This window comes from Exiguobacterium sp. HSB13 (genome assembly GCF_056764755.1).
On the sequence record NZ_JBUZOM010000001.1, the window covers coordinates 2,097,759 to 2,117,152 of the forward strand.

The following is a 19,394-nucleotide window of genomic DNA, read 5'->3' on the forward strand; positions in this document are numbered from 1 at the left end:
ACGTGCTTTAGTTTTTCGCCTTAATCGTACGCATGTCACTGATTTTGTAGGTTTTCGCTTGTTCGCTATACGTCAGTTCGACATGTTTCCACTTGTTCGTCGTCGATTTAAAGACATATTCTTTGATCCGAGACACTTCAGCAAATCCACGTTTTTGTTCATCTAGCGTATAAGCGGACGCTGTATCCATATGACCGAGCATCGTCCAGTTACCAAGACCCTTCCTCGTCAATTTCGCATCGAGCTCTTTTTCCGTCATCCCGTTCTGGAGTACGGCACCTTTGACGAGCGTCCGTGTACTTTCACGATATCCTGTCTTCGTCTTCCGTTCGATGAACAAGGCTTTCGTCACCAACCGGTACTTCGTACTCTTCTGTTTCGTCATGAATTGTAAAACCAGTTCGGTCGGGGGATGTGTTGTTGTCGAATCGGAGAGGACGTGGATCAATTGCTTACGTCCTTCTTCGTCCCCTTCGAAGTTGATTAAAAGTTTCAAGACAGTCGATCCATTTCTTTTCTTCAGGTGTTTCTGATACGACTTGCCATACAGGACTTGCGCGACTTGTTCCATCGTCATTCCATTTTTCAAGCCCTTGTAATGTGTCGTCGCAAGCGTTTCTGCTTTTGTTGCTGCGGATACTGTTCCTGGAACAAACAAACCAAGCAACAGTACTAAACAGAGTGACCATGTGATGATGCGCTTCATACCTGCTTCCTTCTCTCCTTGATGACTCTATGAATCATCCTTATTCATTTTTTGTACTTCTCCTTGATGACTCTATGAATCATCCTTATTCATTTTTTGTACTTCAATGAAATCCCGATTTCTGTGTCAACCTCATATCGCTTTTTCTGCGTGTTATAGGACAAGGTGACAAATACAATTTTTTTCGAATGGGGTCGATGGAATTGATAGATTTTATAGCGTCCCGTTTTCATCGGACTTTTTTTAATGACGGGCGAAACGTTCCAGCTCAAATACATCGACACCTGTCCGAGCTTTTTACCTGTCACTAGTTGATCAAGTTGTTTCTCCGTCATCCCGTGGTGCAATGACGCTGGCTTCATGAGTGTCCGGCTATTTTCATACAACCCATTTTCCGTATCGGCTTGGTAGTACAGCGCTTTTTGTGTCAGATAATACGTCTTCTGATGCTGTTTCGTACTAAATTCAAGAAGCGTTATCGTTGGAAGATTTTTTGATGGGCGATCAAGTACATATCCAAGGGAGCGATACCCTTGTTCGTTATCGGTCGTTTCCGGTTTTTTCGTGAAGACGACTCGACCGTCTTGTTTCTTGATGTATTTCCGGTACTCTGTTCCGTACATCGTCTTCGCAACTTCCGTCAGCGTCATACCGAACTTGAATGATTTGTACGCTTGTTTGATCTGTCGTACTTCTTTTGATGCTGCCTGTCCTTCAAGTGTCCCACTGAAACAGAGGACACCGATCAGGAAGACACATACGATACGTTTCATTGTTTAACCTACTTTCCTTATTTCACGAGCTGGACGGCGCGATCGGCACTCAAGCGCCCATATCCGTACGTCGTGTCACGGCCTTTTTTGCCGAGGTCCTTCGCTGACTTCCGAAGAATTGATTCGACGTCCGTCACCTTGATACTTGGCTTTAAGCTATAGAGGACACTCGCGACCCCTGCGACATGCGGTGTTGCCATCGACGTGCCACTCCAGAAGATCGATTCGCCGTCTTGCAAATAACTCGCGATATCTTGCCCCGGTGCGACGAGATCGAGTCCTTCGCCATAGTTCGAGAACGACGCTCGTTTATCGAATCGGTTCGTCGCCCCGACCGAGAAGGCATATTTCGACCGTGCCGGATAGGACAGTTTCGACGCCCCTTCGTTTCCGGTTGCTGCTGCGACGAAGATTCCTTTTTTACGCGCTTCCGCCAAGGCATCTTCAATCGCCAAGGAAACGCCGCCACCGCCAAGACTCAAATTGATGACTTTTGCTTTTTGTTTTACGGCGAACAGAATGCCTTTGGCGATATTCGAGTTCGACGCATAGTTATTGCGCGAAATGACCTTAATCGGAATGATGCTTGCTCGGTCATTAATTCCTGTCATCCCGTAACCATTGTTCGATGTTGCGGCAATGACACCCGCGACATGTGTTCCGTGCCCATGATCGTCATAGGCAAGCTGACGCTTATGAACAAAATCATAGCCGAGATCCATCCGGACGCGTCCGGCGAAATCCGCATAGGTCGGATTAATCCCCGTATCGATGACTGCCACGCGAACGGTTGAACGTGACTTGTTCGCAATCCGCTTGACCATCGCTTGATAACCGATGTCCGCTCCCTTAACACCACCGCGTTGTCCGGTGTTTTTTAACGCCCACTGAACCGACTGGAACGGATCGGCGCTGAGTAACTTCATCGGTTGATCGAGTTCGACGTACCGGACACCCTTCGTTTTTTCGAGTTGTCGTTTCGCTGCTACGGCTTGAATGAAACTGTTATACGAGAACTTCTCGAGTCGTAGCGTGCTGTCGATCGTTTCATGATCAGTGGCGCGTGACGCCTGTGACAACGTACTCGCTTTCGTCGCCCCGTTTAGACGGACGACGAGACTGGTCGCTTGTCCAGTTGTCGTTGATTTGGTCGCGTATTCCCGAATAGGTTCAAGGCGTTCGAGCTTATAGGGAATCGTAAACGCTTTATTCTTCGTTCCCGTCACTTCGATGTATTGTCGTCCACTCCATGTTAGTGGGAAAAAGAGTGTCTTTTTACTATTCGCATACCGCGCATATGGATCTTTTTGTTTGTATTCCGTTTGCGACGTATACACCGTCGCTTTTTTTGAAGCGTCAAAAGCGAACTTCAAGTGTGTTCCACCTGACAGATACGTCTTCGTATCAAAATAAAACAACGCTTTCCCGCTCGCATCGAACGTTCCTTTGATGTAGCCCTTTTTCGTTTTCTTTTCGATCGCTGGAACTTTTTTCGCCGTTATCGCAGCTTCTGTCGCACTAAATGTATATGTACTAAACGCACTCACGAGAAGGGCGCTGACGATGACTTTTTTCATATGCTTTCACTCCTTCATTCCTGTTTCCTTTTTCATTATAATGGAAAAAATTGATTTTCCTAGTTCTTTTCACCTCCATCAATCAATGAATTGACTGAAAAAAAGAAGCCCTGTTCGCACAGGGCTTCTAGATTTCGTTAAGGAATCAGTTTGACTGCACTATCAGCGTTCAAGCGACCAGCACCATAGCTCGTATCATAGCCTTTTTTACCGAGATCTTTCGCTGATTTCTTGAGGATACTTTCTACACTACTTGCTTTCAAGGAAGGCTTCAGACTGATCAAGAGACTCGCGACACCTGCGACGTGTGGTGTCGCCATCGAAGTACCACTTCCGTATAACAGCTCCCCATCTGCAAGGTAGCTTGGGATCGAGACGCCTGGGGCAACGAGATCAAGTCCTGTCCCGTAATTCGAGAACGACGCTTTCGTATCTTTTCGCCCTGTCGCCCCAACTGATACGACGTATTTCGAGCGGGCTGGATATGCGACCGTTCCGCGTCCTTCGTTCCCGGAAGCCGCGACGATCAGGATGTTCTTCTTGACCGCTGCGGCTAATGCCGACTCGATCGATTTCGAAGAAGAACTGCCACCGAGACTCATGTTGATGACCCGGGCACCTTGTTTTGTCGCATGCTGAATCCCTTTGACGAGTCCCGACACTGAACCAGCCCCTGACTCATCGAGCACCTTGATTGGAATTAACGTCGCCGCCGGATTGATGCCGGTCATCCCATACGTGTTATTTCCTCCCGCTGCAATCACTCCCGCGACATGTGAACCGTGTCCGTTATCATCCCAGGCTGTCTTATCGCCATTGATGAAATCATAACCAAGATCCATCCGGACCTTTCCTGCGAAGTCCGCATAACTCGGATTGATGCCAGAATCGAGGACCGCGACTTTCGTCGCAGACAGCTTCTTACCTTTGATACGTTTTTGCATGGCGACGAAACCGATATCTGCTCCTTTTAGCCCTTTCTTTTGTCCCGTGTTCTGCAAGGACCACTGATATTTTTGATAGGCATCGACACCGAACGCGTGAATCGGCGCATCGAACTCTGCGAACGCCACACTGTTCGATTGCTCGAACTTTTTCTTCGCCGCTTCAGCGTCAGCATAGGATTCATAGACGAGTCGTTCGATGCGGAGCTCGGAAGCTAGTGATTCGACTTTGGAGGCTCCGAAAGATTGGGCGCGCATCGCGCCAGATCGCGTCTGAACGAGTAACGCCGGTTTGACTGCTTTGACGGCAGCGGTCATTGATTCCTCGATCGGTTCGTAACGCGAGATATAGGCAGGAACAGAATAACGGTCGCCCGGATAGCCTTCGAGGACTAAGTATTGTCGTCCACTCCAGCTGAGCGGGAAGTAGAGTGTATCATCCGTGACTTGGTAATACCGATTGTAGACGCGACCTGCTTCCGCGTCCGCTTTACTGGCGAACATCGTTCCGTACGTATCATAGTCGAGTTCGAACTCAAAGTGTGTCCCTTTCGCAACAAACTCCTTCGCATCAAAATACCAGACGGCAAGTCCATCCGAATCAAATCGTCCTGTCAAAGCACTCCCGGCTTGTTTTGAGAAGGCCGGAACTTCCTTTGCCTTCGTCAATGTCGCCGGACGAATCTTTTCCTGCTTTTCAAACGCATTGACCGGTACCGTACTACAAATCAAACCGAGTGCTAAACTTCCTGCTATCCATGTTCGCATCATCGTTCCTCCCTCTAGGTCTTTCTTACTAATACCCGGATTATATGGAATTATGTGGAATATAACGAAACATTGACGTGAATCGAAAAAACATCACTCTCGCGTTGAGAGTGATGTCTACTATTACTTAACTGTGACTGTGAACGTTTTAACGACTTTGTAGTTTCCTGCTGTCGTGTATGTGACACGGATCGTTGTTTTACCTGCTTTGATTCCTTTTACGTTACCACGTGACGAGACTTGCGCGACTTTTTTGTTCGCTGACGCATACTGAACGGATTTGATTTTGTCCGTTGCTGATGTGTACGTGATACGTGTCGTCTGGTTTTTCTTAAGTGTTGCTTTTGTTGCTTTCAGCGTGACGCTGTTTGCTTTTGTTTCGATCGGTAAGACTGTTTTTAAGACAAAACCGTCTTTTAACGTAACCGTTGCTTCTACCGTCGTTTTGCCTGTTGCTTTACCTGTCAGGCGACCTTTTGAATCAACTGTCGCTTTTTTCGTATCCAGGACACGGTAGCGTGTTGACGCAACTTCTGATGTCGTGTTCGCAACTGTCGTTTTCAAGTCGAGTGCTTTCCCTTGGTAGACCGCACCTGCTTTAATCGTTGCGACTGGTGCTTTTGTTGCTTGTGGAACGAAGACGCCGACGTAACCATTGACTTCAGCTGTCTTGATACCTTTGACTGGAACCGTCAAGATACCGTTCTTATCTGTAACGAGTTTCGTGTTCGTCACACCACTAGCATCCACAAAGACTTGGTTCGCGTGTGTTTTACCCATGTTGACTTGAACTGTCGTATCAAGCGCTGCGTTTTTTCCGATGACTGTCGCGACACCTGTGTTGCGGTCTTTTCCGAAACGGACGCTTGAGATCAAGTCTTTGCCCGCTTCTTTTGACGTGTTCGATGTGTGGTACGCAACGTGCTGTTTACCGTACGCATACTGTTTACGGACTTTTAGGAGATTTGTGATTTCGTCATAGTACGGTGTCGTTTTCGACATGTACGATGCATCCGTCTGGTAGAGATCACCATAGTAGACCGTTGGGACCGTGTTTTTGTTCGAAAGAAGGAACGCGTATTGCGCGACAACGTTTTCCGTCGAGTATTTCTTCGTTGGACTTGCGAGTTCTTTGTTGTAGATCGCGAGTGCTTTTGCTTCGTCTTCTTTGTTGTAGAGCTTCTCGAACGATTTCGGCTCGCCGTCTTTTCCGTACTGCGTATTCGTTTTGATGCCGTACGTATCAAGCATGATTTGGTTGACACGGTTTTTCTCTTGGTCATGGTTGTTGACGAATGACCAGTTCGCTTGAACATTCGTTGCCCCGTCACCTTCACGGTTAACGACTGAGACTTTCGCTAAGTCACTGAGTGCACGTTTGTTCGATGGCGTAAGTGCAGTGCGAAGTGTGAAGTAGAGCTCTCCGTCCATGACGAGTTGCTCGTTATTGTTGGCTTTCATGTAAGCATTCTGTTCTGTTTTATAGCTCTCGATGTAGCTGAGGTAATCTTTTTTACCGAAGTGCGCTTTTGACACTTCTGCTTCTGCATTCAAGATTCTCGTATCATAGTGTGATGCTGCATCGATCCGGAAACCATCGAACTTGTATGTTTCAAGCATCCACTTCATCCAGTTCTTTTGTTCCTTAATGACTTCTGGGTTTGAGTTTGCAAGGTCGACACCGATCAAGAACTCATCGTTGTTCGTCATCGTTTTGTTGTATGCCTGCGTTGGGAAACCAGTCTCATCAACGAAGAGGAACTGATCTTCGATGTCGATTCCTGAGTTATCGTTTTGGTATGAACGTTCTTCTGATCCATAACCGTACGCAGCTTGTGTCTTCATGTATTCTTCCGTCAACGAAGCGATCTTGGTGTTTTCCGTTGAAGTGAGTAATGCTTCTTTTGTTGCGAAGCCGTTTTGTTTCATGTACTCGAGGTATCCTTCATCCTTCGCATATTGCGAAAGCATCGGCTTCCAGTTCTCTGGTGAGACTTCATACCAGCCGTCTGCTGCGAGGTACGTATCGACGACATTCAAGTTCTGTGTCTTCGCTGCGTCAAGCAACCATTCTGGTAAGTAGTTCTTCGCATCGTCTTTACCGAAGTAACGGTACGGTTTACCGTCTTTGTCCGTCATGACGCGGCCCATACCCTGCCCTTGCAGTGATGTTCCATTGATGAATGATTTGTTCCACTCTTTGAGGTAACCGTATTTCTCTTGTCCCATACCGCCACCTTTTGTGTAAGCGAGGTAAGGCGTTGCGAGGGTCTTCGTTTTTTCTCCGCCTGTGAACGGGTTCATGAACGGCTCACCTGAACTTGTCGCACGACGAACGAAGACAGCCTCACGTTTGTTGAGACCGAGCATTTGGTTTGGAACGAGGTCCATCTGGACTTTGATGTTGTCGTCATGCAACATGTCGACCATCATCTCGAGTTGTGTGGCTTTTCCGTATTTCGTCGCAACCGATCCACCTGGTCCTTGTGGGAATTCACCAAGGTCATAACGGTCAGCGATTGCATACCCTTCCATGTAACGTGCCATATCGAATGAACGATATGCAGGTGGTAACCACACATCTGTCACACCCCACGAATTGAGCAACTCACCTTTTTTAGCAAGCGTCCGGTACATGTTGCTTTCGTATGGTTGATACAGGCTGAAGCTTTGGAAAATAACGCGGTTATCGAGTTTTTCACTTGGTGCGAAAGCCTTTGCGCTTTCTGGTGCATACGTCAGTCCGCTTGTCGCTACCAATGCCGCAAGCAAACCTGTTGAGACTTTTTTCGTCTTGTTCATGAGTCTAATCTCCCTTTAACTAATCTATATTTCTGATTATTTCTACCTAAAATTCCAAATAACATCACATAATTTAACATCTTTTTCAAAGTAAAGACAGTTATAAATTTATAAAACAGGTAAATAGATTTACCAAAATGCAATCGATTGCGCTATTTTGTCACAAAAAAACCTCTCCCTAAAGAAGTAGGAAGAGGTTTTAGCGTTTCTTACAGTCCGAGAAGAACTGCTTTCTCGTAACCACCAGTCAAGACAGAGTTGTCATACGACTGAAGCTCTTTGTTGACCGTGATGACGTTCGACAATGTTTTGAGTGTTCCTTCTGGAACTTTGATCTTAACGATGTCGAGACCGTTCGTGATATCATCATCCGAATCAGCCAGCGAGATGCTTGTGCCGACTGGGAGATTTTTTCCGTTCAACGTGTACTGTGCAGTGTTCGTTGCATCGTACATACCAGTGTATTGTACACCTTCCGTGAACTTGATACGGATCACGTCTTTTTCATCTTTTGCGTTAGCTGTGACTTTAGCGATTTCGAATGGCGAAGCTACTGGTGTGACTGGCGTTTTCGAAACTTTGAAGTCGTGTGTCGCTGTAGCGACCGTGTTACCGACATCGTCAGAGAGTGACTTGACGACGACTTTCCACTCTTCTCCGTAACCGTCTTTGTCGACGAGGTACTGGAGGTTATCGTTCGCAGCGACGCGGAAGTTCATATCTGAGCTATCCGTGTAACCAACGACTGATCCATCGATCGTAACGGTTTTACCGTTCTTATCTTTACCGATGAACTCAACTGTTGTTTTCGGCGGAAGTACTGTACCTTCTGCGTTGATGAGTGGCGTATCCGACTGATCAAGACCACGAAGTTTAACCGGTTCACTCATCATGACTGTGAAGTCATTCGTCAAGAGATAACGGTCAATCGTCGTGATTTCCGCACTCTTCAGATCTGGAGAGTTAAGCGGTGAACCAGCATAGTTGAGGTCAAGCGATAACGCATCGTTTTTCTCGCCGTTCGCTTCTGCTTTGACAGAATCTTTTGCGAGCGAAAGTTTGAACTTATCGTTGTAGTAGTTCTCTTTCGTGTTGACTGTATCGTAGATTTCCGTCCAGTCCTTATTGAGCTCGAGGAGAACTTCGCCTGTTTCTTCATCGTAGTACGTGACATCAGCATACTGGCTGAAGTCTTCGTACAACTTCGTGCTTGAGTTGTAACGCTCGAGTTTCAACTTCTTCGAAGCAAGCAATGCTTTGACTGCATCGAGGTCGAGACCTTTGAGCTGTTTGCTGAACATGATACGGAATTGTTCTGGCGACTCAACAACGACGCCTGCAGTTGGTTTGACTGTATCAGCAGCAACTGTGAAGTCGAGGTTTTGTGTCGTTCCGATGTTCGACTCATCCGAAAGGGCTGCGAAGTCCATCGCGTTCCAAATCTGGAGTGAGTGTTTACCAGGTGCGAAGTAGCCTTCTTTTGCTCCTGGATACGCCTCTTCTGGAGCAACACCCATCATTTTCGCGTCGTTCAACGTGATGATGACTGTATCACGGCGATCGACGCCTGTTTTGTTATCAAACCCGAGGTATTCGACTTTGAAGTACTTCTCGCCGTATTGACCATCGATTTTGAACTTCGCGCCTGCGATTGCTTCTGAGAATTTCACTTCAAGTTGGTTCAGACCGACTGGTTTGACCGAAGTGACTTCCGGCTGACGTGCATCCGTCAACTTGAAGCTTGCTTTTGACTTCACTTCTGTATCCGTGTTGCTTGTGATTTTCGCAAGCACTTTAACAGTGGCGTTGTCTTGGAGTGGTGTTTCTTTATCAAGGATCAATTCGAATGCTTTTGGATTCGAAGGAATCGATTTGATACCGATGACACGTTTCATACCATCGAACTGCTCGATTTGAATATTGTCGTTCGCAAGATACTCGCTCTCGTCAACCGTCGGTAATTTCTTATCGAGACCGAACGATTTCAAGAGAAGATCACGTGAGACGGCTTTATCGAGGAAGATCGTCACACGATCCGCTTGGTTCGATTCCGCTGCAAGCACGTTGATCAATTCAACTGGTGCTGGCGTAACCATGACCGTGCTTAACTTGACTTTCGCTTGACCATCGATTTTACCGATCAACTCTTTATATTCGTTGTCTGCTGTCTCAATGATTTGTGCGTCGATTGTTGCTTCGATGTCTGTGTTGCTGAATTCAGATGTCAAAAGAACAGTTGCTTTACCGTCTTGGATCGTGACGCGTTCTTTCGCAAGTGAACCGAATGATGTCGATAATTTCAAGACGATATCGTCTGCTTTCGTATCGACTTCACCTGTTGCTTTGTTTTTCAACTGGAATGTGACTTCCGTGTTGTCTGATCCGTTTGCAAGGATCGAAGACGCTTTTGGTGTCACTTCAAGCATCCAGATGTTTTCAATGCTTTGTGTCATGAAGCTGAGTGAACCGAGGTCTTTCGCAACGCCACCGATCATGATGCCTTTAGCGTCAACTGAATAGTCTTTGCCGTACTCGAGCCCTTCGACTTCAAGAACTGCTGACTTCTTGTCTGCGCTGAGTGTCGCTGACTTGACTGTCGCACCTGCGATTTTGAAGTTGTCTGCCATGACAGAATCAACTGCACGCGAGAATGAGACTTCGACTTTCTCTTTGCCGATTGCTTTCGCTGAAGCGAGGACCGTGTTTGCGATCGTGAAGTCCATCGGAGCTGATTTGACATCGCCGACTTTGACGACGTAGCTGTGTGTTCCTTCTGGAATGCCACCTTGCGATGCCATGAACTTCCCTTTCGAGAGCGTTCCTTTTGCAACGATTGGCGTTGCTGACATGTCTTTGCCTGGGTAGATCAAGAGTTCTGCCATTGCGCCCACTGCTGGGTACATGACGTCTGCTTTGACTGAAAGCATCTGATCATCGACGCTTCCCATGACGTTCGAGATGTTTGCTGCCTTGACTTCGTAGTTGATGTAACCTGTTACGACAGAGTTAGCACCTTTGTACGAGTAAGCCAGTTTATATTTACCTGCTTTTGAAGTCGATGGTGTTTTGAGGTTGAACTTGCTGATTGGACGCTTAACGATGATACCTGATTTGTACTGGATGCTGATCGTGCTTGGCAATTGAACTTTTCCGCCAACAGCAACCGGCTCGAGGACTGGTTCGAGGACATCAACTGGGTAGTTTTGAAGTTCGACTTTAAGAACAGCTTTCTTTGTCGTACCCGCTACCTTACCGTAAAGGACTTGGTATTTGTTGATGTATTTCTTTTCGAATTTGACAGAACCGCTCCATTTGACTGAGCGCATTTCGTACTTGCCGTTTGAAAGTTTGACTTTGACTTTCGTCGGAAGCGTCAATTTCTTGACTGCATATTTCGAACCACCAGCGTGTTTCATCAAGATTGGAGAGATGTATTTAACCGAGACCTTCGATGCTGCATCAGCAGCAACCGGTGCTACGACAGACGCTGTGACTGCAAGCGCAGCTGCAGCAGCGTACAATTTGTTCGTTTTCTTCGAATAACCCATGTTTACTATTCCTCCTCTTTTCTAACAAATCAAAAGCGCAAATCCCAATTTTAAATCTACAATATAAGTAAAATATAGAAATATTTTACTTTAAAGCAGTTAAAAAAATTCTTTAGTCGTCTTAGGAGGAGTACCTTCTGTTTCACGTGCGACTTTTCGTCTATCATCAAGACGATCATTCGTGAGCCATTATGTATCCGATTGGGATGAACTAAAGAAACTGCCGAAATCGCTTCAAAAAGCCATTTCTGATTGTAGATTCGTGCGCTTCACCGCTTCGTTTTTGAGAATCGGTAGAAACGCTACAGGTCAAATATACAAAACTAGGAAGAACGCTACAATAGATTTTTTGTAAAAAATAGGTGAATAGTAGTAAATAAAAATATATTTATATGGGCTGTGCATGGAAATTAAATTTTGTATTCACTCCTTTAAAGAAAACGCTTACATTTTATTAAATTTTTGTCTTATTTTCGCTTTACTAAAATAAAGTTTTATTTTTACGAGATGAAGTGATCTGCTTTTTCAATTGCTCGAAGAAATGATTCTCGGTGCAAACGATGGACATCATCGGCCCACATCTCAATCTTCGCTCCGCGTCGTTTTAATTCAATCGGTAATTCGCGACCAATCCAATCGAGCTGCCGTTGTAAAATATGACGTTTTCGCCCATCCTGTCGTTCCGCCTCCGTGAACTGGCGCAGATACTGCAAGACGTAACCGAATCCGAATTCAATCGGAATCCGCAATTCCGCTCCCTTGTCGCGTATCCGGATGATGCCGGCTCCATAATGAATGGCTCGAAACAATTCCTCGTTGACGCGCTGATACCACGTTCCCTGTGTTAGACAGTGCGGTTCTAGTGCGCCTTTTTTCCCACTCGGTAAGACTGCGAAATAATCAATGACCATGGGTCTGCTCCTTTTCATCAAAAATAGGTGAGTCCGCGAGGGGCTCACCTATCATGACAGGTCAAACGGTTCGATTGTTCGAAAATGATTTAGCCGGTCGCCCAATACTTTCGTATTGAACATCTCCCGGTTGATCCGTGAATAACCAACAGTTACGTCCATCAACGACACGGGGTTGACGCATCTGACGAACGAATTGCTCTGGTGCAATGTTACGGAGCTCTTCCCATTCCGTCATAATAACTGCAACATCTGCATCCTTCAATGCTTCTTCGACCGTTTGCTTCTGATCGAGTAACGTCCGGGCAACTGGATCATATCCGGTTACGCTGACGCCAAGTTGCTCCAGACGTGCTGCGAGGCGTAATGCTGGTGCGTCCCGCAAGTCATCCGTTCCTGGTTTAAAGGCGAGACCGAGTAGCGCCACGCGCATCCCAGTTCGTGGTTGGATTTTTTGTAAAACATAATCTAGTTGAGCTTCATTCGTTTTATCTGCTGCTTCAATGACATGAAGTTGTTGCTCATGTTCACGAGCGAGCGTCGTAAGCGCTGCGATATCTTTCGGGAAACATGATCCACCGTATCCGGCTCCAGCTCGCAAGAACGAGGAACCAATCCGTGGATCGAGCCCAATTCCTTTTGCAACGTCCGATACGTCAGCCCCAACAGCATCCGCTAGTCGCGCGATTTCATTGATAAAACTGATCTTCACAGCCAGAAAACTATTCGCTGCATATTTTGTCAACTCTGCCGTCGTCGGATCGACTGTGACAAGTGGAGCCGTCGTCGCAAATAATGTCGCTAGTTCTTGCGATAAATCGTCATCGTTGGTTCCAATGACGACACGGTGAGGTTGTCGCATATCAGCGAGCGCCGTACCCTCCCGTAAAAACTCAGGAACCATCGCAAAACGTAACGTCGGATACTGTATCGCTAGTTGCATCGTCGTTCCAGGTGGCACTGTTGATTTAATGATGACAGCCGCAGTTGGTGCGATTCGCTCGATATGTGCGACGACGGCTTCTACTGCTGATAAGTCACAGCTCCCGTCAGCCTTTTCCGGTGTTCCGACAGCGACAAGATATGTCTTTGCGACTGGGTATTCCGTCGTGAATGTCATTCGTTGTTGATTCGCGACTAGCGCTTCTTCGATTCCCTCTTCTTTGATCGGCGGGATCCCTCGTGTCAGTTGCGCCATCCGTTCTGCATTCAAGTCAACGCACGTTACGTCGTGTCCGTTTTCCGCCAGTCCAATTGCGGTCACGAGACCGACATATCCTGTTCCAATCACTGTCAGTTGCATTCCATCACGTCCTTCGATAGTTTCTCTGTCTCCACTATACGGGAGAGCAGAAGATTTGTGCATCGAAAAAGCTTTCCGAATACGCTATACTGGATTACGGGAATGGGAGGAATGCTCGTGGCTATCATTATCTTTTGCCTCGTCTGTCTCATTGCGTATCGGATCCGCAAGCTTCCCGAAGCACTACGGACGATTTTACTCATCCTCGGTTTAATCAGTGGATGGTTCGCGCTCTTTGAGATGATCAGCTTCATCGAAGCTAACCCGTACCTGGCTGCAATCCCGATCGGACTCGGACTTGCTTACTGGTACTGGTACCGTAAAAAGAAACAAGCAAACGACAAAACCCCTTCCGACTCGTGAAGTGGGTTTTTCTTATGATCGAACGAAAAAAAGCGATGTCTCCTCACTTGGGGACATCGCTTTTCGTCTTCAGGACTGAACTTTCCGTTCGATTGCTGCGATCTTCTCTTCAATCTCAAGCAACTTCAGTTCATGCTCAAGTTCGAGACGACGTTTTTTGCGCTTTAGACGATCGAGTTCTTCTGCGAGTGACTCGTTCGATGCTTCCGGCTTCGGTGGGGCTTGCTCCATCGATTGACGGAGTGGATCAAACAAGTTCGATTTCGCGAACTGCGCCGCTTCCGGTCCGAACATATCTTGGATGAGTGGGAGAATCTTGTTCATCGCGGTTCCTGGAATCTGCGACTTCTCATCGACGAGACGTTTCAGCGCCAATTCATCGACGAGGTACCCTTTTCCATCCTGTTCGGCATGCAATTCGCCTGTCCGAATCCAGCGACGGACCGTTTCTTCTGAGACACGTAACAATTCACTGATCTGTTTTGTCGTTAACATCGTCATCCCTCTTTCCTTCTAGTAGTATCTTCACTATACACACATGTGTGCGTGTGTGTCAAAGAATACACACATCAAAAAAAGAGACCCTCGTGTAGAAGGTCTCTAATCATTATGCACCCCGACGAACGAGCAACCAAAGACCGATGATCGCAAGTCCTGCTCCCGTTGCTGCATATGGGAACGGCTTGTCTTCACCTGCTTGTGGTAATGTGCCCGTTGCTGTCGTTGTCGTAGGTTTCGACTGTTTTTCAGCCGATTCGACTGTCTGGACAGATGTTTCTGTTGACGTTGGTGTTGGCGTCGGTTTTGCAACTGGTTCTGCTTTCGCGATTTCTGCGAGCAAAATCGTACCGAGGCTGCCTTCTTCGATCGTCACACCCGCTTCCGGTGATTTCCGCTCGAAGTACTTCAATAACTCATCAATCATCTCTTGTTCTTCCGGCGATATTGCTTCTTCGTCGCTCGCCATCAATTTCATTGCTTTCGCTTGCTGAGCGAATGACTCATAGTCTTCATACATCTCTTCATCCATATCCATCATCAAGTCATCCATGTCAAGGTGATGCATCGCTTTGACCGTGTAGCCCGCTGCGACTTCCGTCTTGATCGTGTACGTTCCCGGATCAAGTTGGAGCATCATCAAGTCATCTTTTGCGATTTTTTCCTGATAGACGTCCTTTCCTGTGATCGCATCCGTCACCGTATACGTCGCAGGAAGTGTTCCTTCATCAAAATCTGGCTGTTGGTTTCCGTTCGCATCAAAGAAATTGACGACAGCTAACCAATGCTCGAACGCACCGTCGAGCTCTTCGTCGCCGTAAATCCCAGCGTCGATCACTTCCGTCTGACCTGCGACGAGACGGACTTTCTTCATCCCAAAGTCTTCATCGACATCGGAGTCAATCGTCCGGTCGTCACCAACGTTTTGCTCGGAATAGAAGTAATAGCCCATGTCATATCCGTCGACTTCGACTTCATATGTTCCTGGCTTTAAGTCCTTGAAGCTGTATAGACCATTCTTCGTATATGCTTCATCGATGACATCTTCATTCCGGTCCATCAAATAGACGACGACATCATCGAGACGTGTTTCCTTCTCTTGGCGAATGCCGTCTTCGTTTTCATCAAACCAGATCGTTCCTTCAATCGTTGCCGTCGTTGGTGCCTCGACTGGTGTCGGTGTTGCATCATCACCTGTCTCTGGTTCGTCTGTCGTCGGCTCTTCCTTGACCGGTTCTTCCGTCACAGGCTCTTCTGGTGTTGGTTCGTCCGTCACCGGTTCATCCATTGCTGGATCTTCTTTGACCGGTTCTTCTGTTACGGGTGTCTCTGGAGTTGGTTCTTCTGTCGTCGGTTCTTCTGGTGTAACGACTTTACCGAATTCGACGAGAATCGTCCGTTGTCCATCTGCTGAGACGACCTTGACGACAGGTGCCGTCTCTGCCGTGAACGTCACGACCGGTGTCTCTTCGATGTTGACATCTTCACCTGTCACGCCGTCTTCAAAGACGAGTGCCGTCTCCGACGTGATATCGACGATGCCTGTGCCTTCAAACGTTAACGTATACGGACCCGTGCCCGTTCCTGTGACGTCCCACTCGACGGTTTCTGCGTAGACCGGTAACTTCAGACCGAACGCAACGACGAGTGCCATCATAAGTAAACCAAGTTTTTTCATGAGTGTATGTATGCTCCTATCGTGATTTAATATTACCTCCCTAAATAGTAAACAAATCCGCCAAAAATAACCAGAAGGAATCTTGAATTCCTGCTATTTTTTTATAATAAAAAAGCCTTGTCGAAAGACAAGGTCTTAGACGAGCTGACTACACGCTTCCGCACATGCTGTACACGCTTTTGCACACGCTTGGCAATGGTCATGATCGTGTTTACTACATTCAGCAGCGCAGGCTTCACAAATCTCCTGACAAGCTTTTGCAAGGACCGCGACATTCGAGCTGTTTCGAGCAATTGCTTGTAGCAAGAGGCTACAGATATCAGCACAATCCCGGTCGAGTCGAATACAATCCGCCATATGTCCAACATGTTCTTCTTTCAGACAGGCATCAAAACAATGATTACAAGCAAGAATACAATCTGTCAGTCGTTGCTGTACCGTTTGATCCATAATGATTCCTCCTTTGTATATGTTTTCTTTTCCCTCACGAGCCGAAATCAAACAAAAATAAGACAGCACATGGAGCTAGAAGCTCGCTATGCTGTCTTATTTGACGATCTCAAGCGGAATCTCGATTCCACGGCCTGCTCCTGCATCAATGATGAGGACAGGAAGACGTTGGTCATCGAAGACTTCTTTTTCGATCGTCGTATTGGACGTATAGGTCCGGATTTCCCCCATCTTCTTCGCTTCGAAGGAGACGAACGGAAACGGAATCGATTGATTGGCGACTTCGAGCCGGATATCGACCTGTTGGTCATCGAGTCGAATGTCATTCGCTGTCCGGATGACGAGACGCATCCGGTCATTTTCCGTCAGGGTGACTTGCGCGGAAATGTTCTCAGTCTGTCCTGCACGCTTAACGGGATCTACGATGACCGTCGGGGAAGCGGTCTTCGCTTGTTCTGCGCGCTGACAACCAGGAACGACGAGTAAGGAAATCGCGAGGGGGAGAAGCCAGCGTTTCATGTTCGCATCACTTCATAGCAAATGTCAGTTCAGCGACACAGGCGACTTCCCCATCGACTGTGGCTGTAGCACGACCTTTACCGATTGGTCCACGGACCTTCGTCAATTCGACTTCGAGGCGGAGCTGATCCCCGGGCACGACTTGACGTTTGAAGCGGCATCCTTCAATTCCTGCAAAGAAAGCGAGCTTCCCTTGGTTCTCTTCCATCTTCAGCACGGCGAAGGCACCAACTTGTGCGAGTGCTTCGACGATCAAGACGCCGGGCATGACATTGTATTCTGGGAAATGGCCATTGAAGAATTCTTCGTTCGCCGTGACGTTCTTGATTCCAACGGCACGTTTTCCCTCTTCGACTTCCAAAATGCGGTCAACGAGTAAAAACGGATACCGGTGCGGAATGACTTCCTTGATTTGTTCGATCGTATACATATTCGACAGCTCCCATCACTGATTAAAATTAAGATTTCATCCAAAAATCGGTGATGCGGGTCCATGTGTCGAGCTTTAACACATCCATTGCCTCGCCACCACCAAACGTCGCATAACCCACCATTGCGCCGACGATCAGTGCTACGACGATGAGAACGAGAACGATCAGTACACGTACGATGATCGGAACTCGGCGTGTCGAATATGCACGAAGACGTCGCTCTGATTTGTGCTCCGGATTGCCGGTTTCCTGGTTTGAAGCCTCTTGCTTCTTCTTCAGGCGTTCACGCGTTGGCTGATCCGTGCCTGTTTGGTTTTGTACCATCTTGATCACCTTTCATTGATTCAGTCTGAGAACAGTATAGCATATTAGTACCTGGTATTAAATAGTTCCAAATTCGCTACAAAACGTGTTCCGCAACTAGTGTAACACGATGAGACAGGCAATTCCTCTAAAAAATTTTAGTTTGTGTATATAAGGAAAGCGAAAAACAGTTTCCCACGTTCTGCGGTTTTTTTACACTTTTTTAAATCCAAACTGAACTGTCCGGCGTAAGCTTTCCAGAACGACGCAGCAACGGTCCTTGGATGGCACGAAACATCACTTCAATAACTTTTAAAAAAAATTAAAACTTTATGCAATCCAAATTAACCGACGTTGCGTAAGCTATTCAGAACAGGCAAGAAACACCTACCAAATAAACCAAAAACTGAGAGGAATGATTTAAGATGAAACACACGAAAAAATTCGCAGCATCAGCAATGGCAGCAGCACTCGTACTACCAGGAACGGCAGCATTCGCTTCCGGTGGCGGAGAAGACATGAAACAAGATGCACCGAAAAACGTCACGGTCAAAACAAAAGCCGCTGACCTTCGTGCAACACTCGATCAATTACTCTCTGAACACTTCGTCCTTGCAGTCATGGACATGAAAAAACAATATGACGGCTCAAAAGACGCACAGTACTACGAAGCAGCACTCAAACAAAACGCACTCGACATGACTCCAGCAATCGCTTCAGTCTACGGTGAAGAAGGCGCAAAACAGTTCGAGAAAATCTTCGTTGATCACAACAAATATACGACAGACCTCGTCAAAGCTGTAAAAGCAGACGACCAAGACGGTATCAACGCTTCGAAGAAAGAAACAGAAGAGTTCGTACAAGATCTCTCGAGCTTCCTCGATACAGCTACGGAAGGTAAACTCCCGAAAGCAGCAGCTGAAGAAGTTCTCCGTGCTCACGAAGCAGACGTCTACAAAACATTCCAACAATATGCAGCTGGTGACTACGAAGGATCGTACAACACGTTCCGTGAAGGTTATAGCCGCATGTACGATATCTCAAAAGCACTCTCTGTTGCGATCACAACACAGATGCCAGAGAAATTCGACAATACGAAAGCTGACTCAAAAGCAGCAGATCTTCGTTCAACACTCAACAGCCTCGCAGCTGAACACGTCGCTCTTGCAAACCTCAGCTTAACAGCTGGTGTCGATCAAGCGAAAGACTATGATGCAGCAAACTGGGCTGAAGATATGCACACAGCTGACTTCAAAGCAGCAATCAAATCGATCTACGGTCAAGCCGGTGCAGATCAGTTCGAGCAAGTTTGGACGAAAAACCACATCGAAGCACAAGCGAACCTCGTCACAGCAGCAATCAATGACGACAAGAAATTGATGGGTGACGCACAAGACATGCTCAAAATGTTCTCGAACGACTTCGGTGCATTCCTTGGTGCCGCTACAGAAGAAAACCTTCCAACAAAAGCAGCACAAGAAGCCGTATCAGGTCACGAGACTTACGTCCAAGATACGTTCATGCAGTATGTTGAAGGCGACTACAAAGGTTCTGTCGACACATTCCGTGAGTCTTACGCTTACATGTACGGCGTAGGAGCTAACCTCGGTGATGCAATCGTTAAACAATCACCAGAGAAGTTCATGGATGGTACTCCAGGATCAATGCCTAACACAGGTAACGGTGGAATGAGCGACAACAACTCAGCTGCAACAACTGGTGCGATCGCAGTATTCGGTCTTGCACTCGGAGCAGTCGGTCTTGTCCTCGCACGTAAACGTCAAAACGCCTAAGAAATTGGGTATAATCAATAACAGGAT

The 19,394-nt window shown here is 47.0% G+C and carries 16 protein-coding genes; 2 read left to right on the top strand and 14 right to left on the bottom strand.

Features of this window, described 5'->3' with window-relative positions:
• Positions 1-7: 7 nt before the first annotated feature.
• From ACZGCQ_RS10990 to ACZGCQ_RS11025, 8 genes are all read right to left on the bottom strand, one after another.
• On the bottom strand, positions 8-706 hold the full coding sequence (locus ACZGCQ_RS10990; RefSeq protein ID WP_481266280.1) for a hypothetical protein: 699 nt from the start codon (positions 704-706) through the stop codon (positions 8-10).
• An 89-nt stretch (positions 707-795) separates the two neighbouring features.
• A complete protein-coding gene (locus tag ACZGCQ_RS10995) occupies positions 796-1,479 on the bottom strand; it encodes a hypothetical protein (protein ID WP_481266281.1) in 684 nt (227 codons plus the stop codon).
• Between the two features lie 17 nt (positions 1,480-1,496).
• Positions 1,497-3,056 carry a S8 family peptidase gene (locus ACZGCQ_RS11000; RefSeq protein WP_481266282.1) on the bottom strand — a complete coding sequence of 520 codons (1,560 nt, stop codon included), beginning with the start codon at positions 3,054-3,056 and terminating at the stop codon, positions 1,497-1,499.
• Between the two features lie 137 nt (positions 3,057-3,193).
• Positions 3,194-4,768 carry a S8 family peptidase gene (locus ACZGCQ_RS11005; protein WP_481266283.1) on the bottom strand — a complete coding sequence of 525 codons (1,575 nt, stop codon included), beginning with the start codon at positions 4,766-4,768 and terminating at the stop codon, positions 3,194-3,196.
• Between the two features lie 123 nt (positions 4,769-4,891).
• The gene (locus ACZGCQ_RS11010; protein WP_481266284.1) at positions 4,892-7,570 is read right to left on the bottom strand and encodes a glycoside hydrolase family 70 protein; all 2,679 of its coding nucleotides are present in this window, start codon (positions 7,568-7,570) and stop codon (positions 4,892-4,894) included.
• Between the two features lie 209 nt (positions 7,571-7,779).
• Positions 7,780-11,118, bottom strand: coding sequence for a hypothetical protein (locus ACZGCQ_RS11015; protein WP_481266285.1), 3,339 nt, complete (start codon positions 11,116-11,118; stop codon positions 7,780-7,782).
• A 500-nt stretch (positions 11,119-11,618) separates the two neighbouring features.
• Positions 11,619-12,029, bottom strand: a complete 411-nt coding sequence (locus tag ACZGCQ_RS11020) for a hypothetical protein (RefSeq protein WP_481266286.1) — start codon at positions 12,027-12,029, stop codon at positions 11,619-11,621.
• 61 nt (positions 12,030-12,090) lie between these two features.
• The gene (locus tag ACZGCQ_RS11025; RefSeq protein WP_481266287.1) at positions 12,091-13,332 is read right to left on the bottom strand and encodes a UDP-glucose dehydrogenase family protein; all 1,242 of its coding nucleotides are present in this window, start codon (positions 13,330-13,332) and stop codon (positions 12,091-12,093) included.
• Positions 13,333-13,443: 111 nt separating this feature from the next.
• Between ACZGCQ_RS11025 and ACZGCQ_RS11030 the strand changes: the two genes are divergently transcribed.
• Complete coding sequence (locus ACZGCQ_RS11030) at positions 13,444-13,695, top strand: hypothetical protein (protein WP_230088487.1); 252 nt, start codon at positions 13,444-13,446, stop codon at positions 13,693-13,695.
• 69 nt (positions 13,696-13,764) lie between these two features.
• On the opposite strand, the gene ACZGCQ_RS11035 is transcribed toward ACZGCQ_RS11030, so the two are convergent.
• From ACZGCQ_RS11035 to ACZGCQ_RS11060, 6 genes are all read right to left on the bottom strand, one after another.
• Positions 13,765-14,190, bottom strand: coding sequence for a helix-turn-helix domain-containing protein (locus ACZGCQ_RS11035; protein ID WP_029342712.1), 426 nt, complete (start codon positions 14,188-14,190; stop codon positions 13,765-13,767).
• Positions 14,191-14,302: 112 nt separating this feature from the next.
• Entirely contained in the window at positions 14,303-15,871 is a 1,569-nt protein-coding gene (locus ACZGCQ_RS11040) for an SdrD B-like domain-containing protein (protein WP_481266288.1), read from the bottom strand.
• A gap of 135 nt (positions 15,872-16,006) precedes the next feature.
• Entirely contained in the window at positions 16,007-16,321 is a 315-nt protein-coding gene (locus tag ACZGCQ_RS11045; protein WP_069940025.1) for a four-helix bundle copper-binding protein, read from the bottom strand.
• Between the two features lie 96 nt (positions 16,322-16,417).
• The gene (locus tag ACZGCQ_RS11050; protein ID WP_029342715.1) at positions 16,418-16,840 is read right to left on the bottom strand and encodes a hypothetical protein; all 423 of its coding nucleotides are present in this window, start codon (positions 16,838-16,840) and stop codon (positions 16,418-16,420) included.
• Positions 16,841-16,847: 7 nt separating this feature from the next.
• Positions 16,848-17,270, bottom strand: a complete 423-nt coding sequence (gene fabZ / locus ACZGCQ_RS11055) for a 3-hydroxyacyl-ACP dehydratase FabZ (RefSeq protein ID WP_029342716.1) — start codon at positions 17,268-17,270, stop codon at positions 16,848-16,850.
• Positions 17,271-17,298: 28 nt separating this feature from the next.
• On the bottom strand, positions 17,299-17,595 hold the full coding sequence (locus ACZGCQ_RS11060; protein WP_481266289.1) for a DNA-directed RNA polymerase subunit beta: 297 nt from the start codon (positions 17,593-17,595) through the stop codon (positions 17,299-17,301).
• Between the two features lie 404 nt (positions 17,596-17,999).
• On the opposite strand from ACZGCQ_RS11060, the gene ACZGCQ_RS11065 reads away from it, so the two are divergent.
• On the top strand, positions 18,000-19,367 hold the full coding sequence (locus ACZGCQ_RS11065) for a copper amine oxidase (protein WP_069940026.1): 1,368 nt from the start codon (positions 18,000-18,002) through the stop codon (positions 19,365-19,367).
• Positions 19,368-19,394: the final 27 nt, after the last annotated feature.

What these genes read in the sequence shown, in the direction of transcription:
- ACZGCQ_RS11015 (WP_481266285.1), bottom strand. Translation starts at nt 11,118, where the DNA reads ATGGGTTATTCGAAGAAAACGAACAAATTGTACGCTGCTGCAGCTGCG.
- ACZGCQ_RS11025 (WP_481266287.1), bottom strand. Translation starts at nt 13,332, where the DNA reads ATGCAACTGACAGTGATTGGAACAGGATATGTCGGTCTCGTGACCGCA.
- ACZGCQ_RS11030 (WP_230088487.1), top strand. Translation starts at nt 13,444, where the DNA reads ATGCTCGTGGCTATCATTATCTTTTGCCTCGTCTGTCTCATTGCGTAT.
- ACZGCQ_RS11060 (WP_481266289.1), bottom strand. Translation starts at nt 17,595, where the DNA reads ATGGTACAAAACCAAACAGGCACGGATCAGCCAACGCGTGAACGCCTG.
- ACZGCQ_RS11020 (WP_481266286.1), bottom strand. Translation starts at nt 12,029, where the DNA reads ATGGTCATTGATTATTTCGCAGTCTTACCGAGTGGGAAAAAAGGCGCA.
- ACZGCQ_RS11050 (WP_029342715.1), bottom strand. Translation starts at nt 16,840, where the DNA reads ATGAAACGCTGGCTTCTCCCCCTCGCGATTTCCTTACTCGTCGTTCCT.
- ACZGCQ_RS11040 (WP_481266288.1), bottom strand. Translation starts at nt 15,871, where the DNA reads ATGAAAAAACTTGGTTTACTTATGATGGCACTCGTCGTTGCGTTCGGT.
- ACZGCQ_RS11010 (WP_481266284.1), bottom strand. Translation starts at nt 7,570, where the DNA reads ATGAACAAGACGAAAAAAGTCTCAACAGGTTTGCTTGCGGCATTGGTA.
- ACZGCQ_RS11045 (WP_069940025.1), bottom strand. Translation starts at nt 16,321, where the DNA reads ATGGATCAAACGGTACAGCAACGACTGACAGATTGTATTCTTGCTTGT.
- ACZGCQ_RS10995 (WP_481266281.1), bottom strand. Translation starts at nt 1,479, where the DNA reads ATGAAACGTATCGTATGTGTCTTCCTGATCGGTGTCCTCTGTTTCAGT.
- fabZ (WP_029342716.1), bottom strand. Translation starts at nt 17,270, where the DNA reads ATGTATACGATCGAACAAATCAAGGAAGTCATTCCGCACCGGTATCCG.
- ACZGCQ_RS11005 (WP_481266283.1), bottom strand. Translation starts at nt 4,768, where the DNA reads ATGCGAACATGGATAGCAGGAAGTTTAGCACTCGGTTTGATTTGTAGT.
- ACZGCQ_RS11065 (WP_069940026.1), top strand. Translation starts at nt 18,000, where the DNA reads ATGAAACACACGAAAAAATTCGCAGCATCAGCAATGGCAGCAGCACTC.
- ACZGCQ_RS11000 (WP_481266282.1), bottom strand. Translation starts at nt 3,056, where the DNA reads ATGAAAAAAGTCATCGTCAGCGCCCTTCTCGTGAGTGCGTTTAGTACA.
- ACZGCQ_RS11035 (WP_029342712.1), bottom strand. Translation starts at nt 14,190, where the DNA reads ATGTTAACGACAAAACAGATCAGTGAATTGTTACGTGTCTCAGAAGAA.
- ACZGCQ_RS10990 (WP_481266280.1), bottom strand. Translation starts at nt 706, where the DNA reads ATGAAGCGCATCATCACATGGTCACTCTGTTTAGTACTGTTGCTTGGT.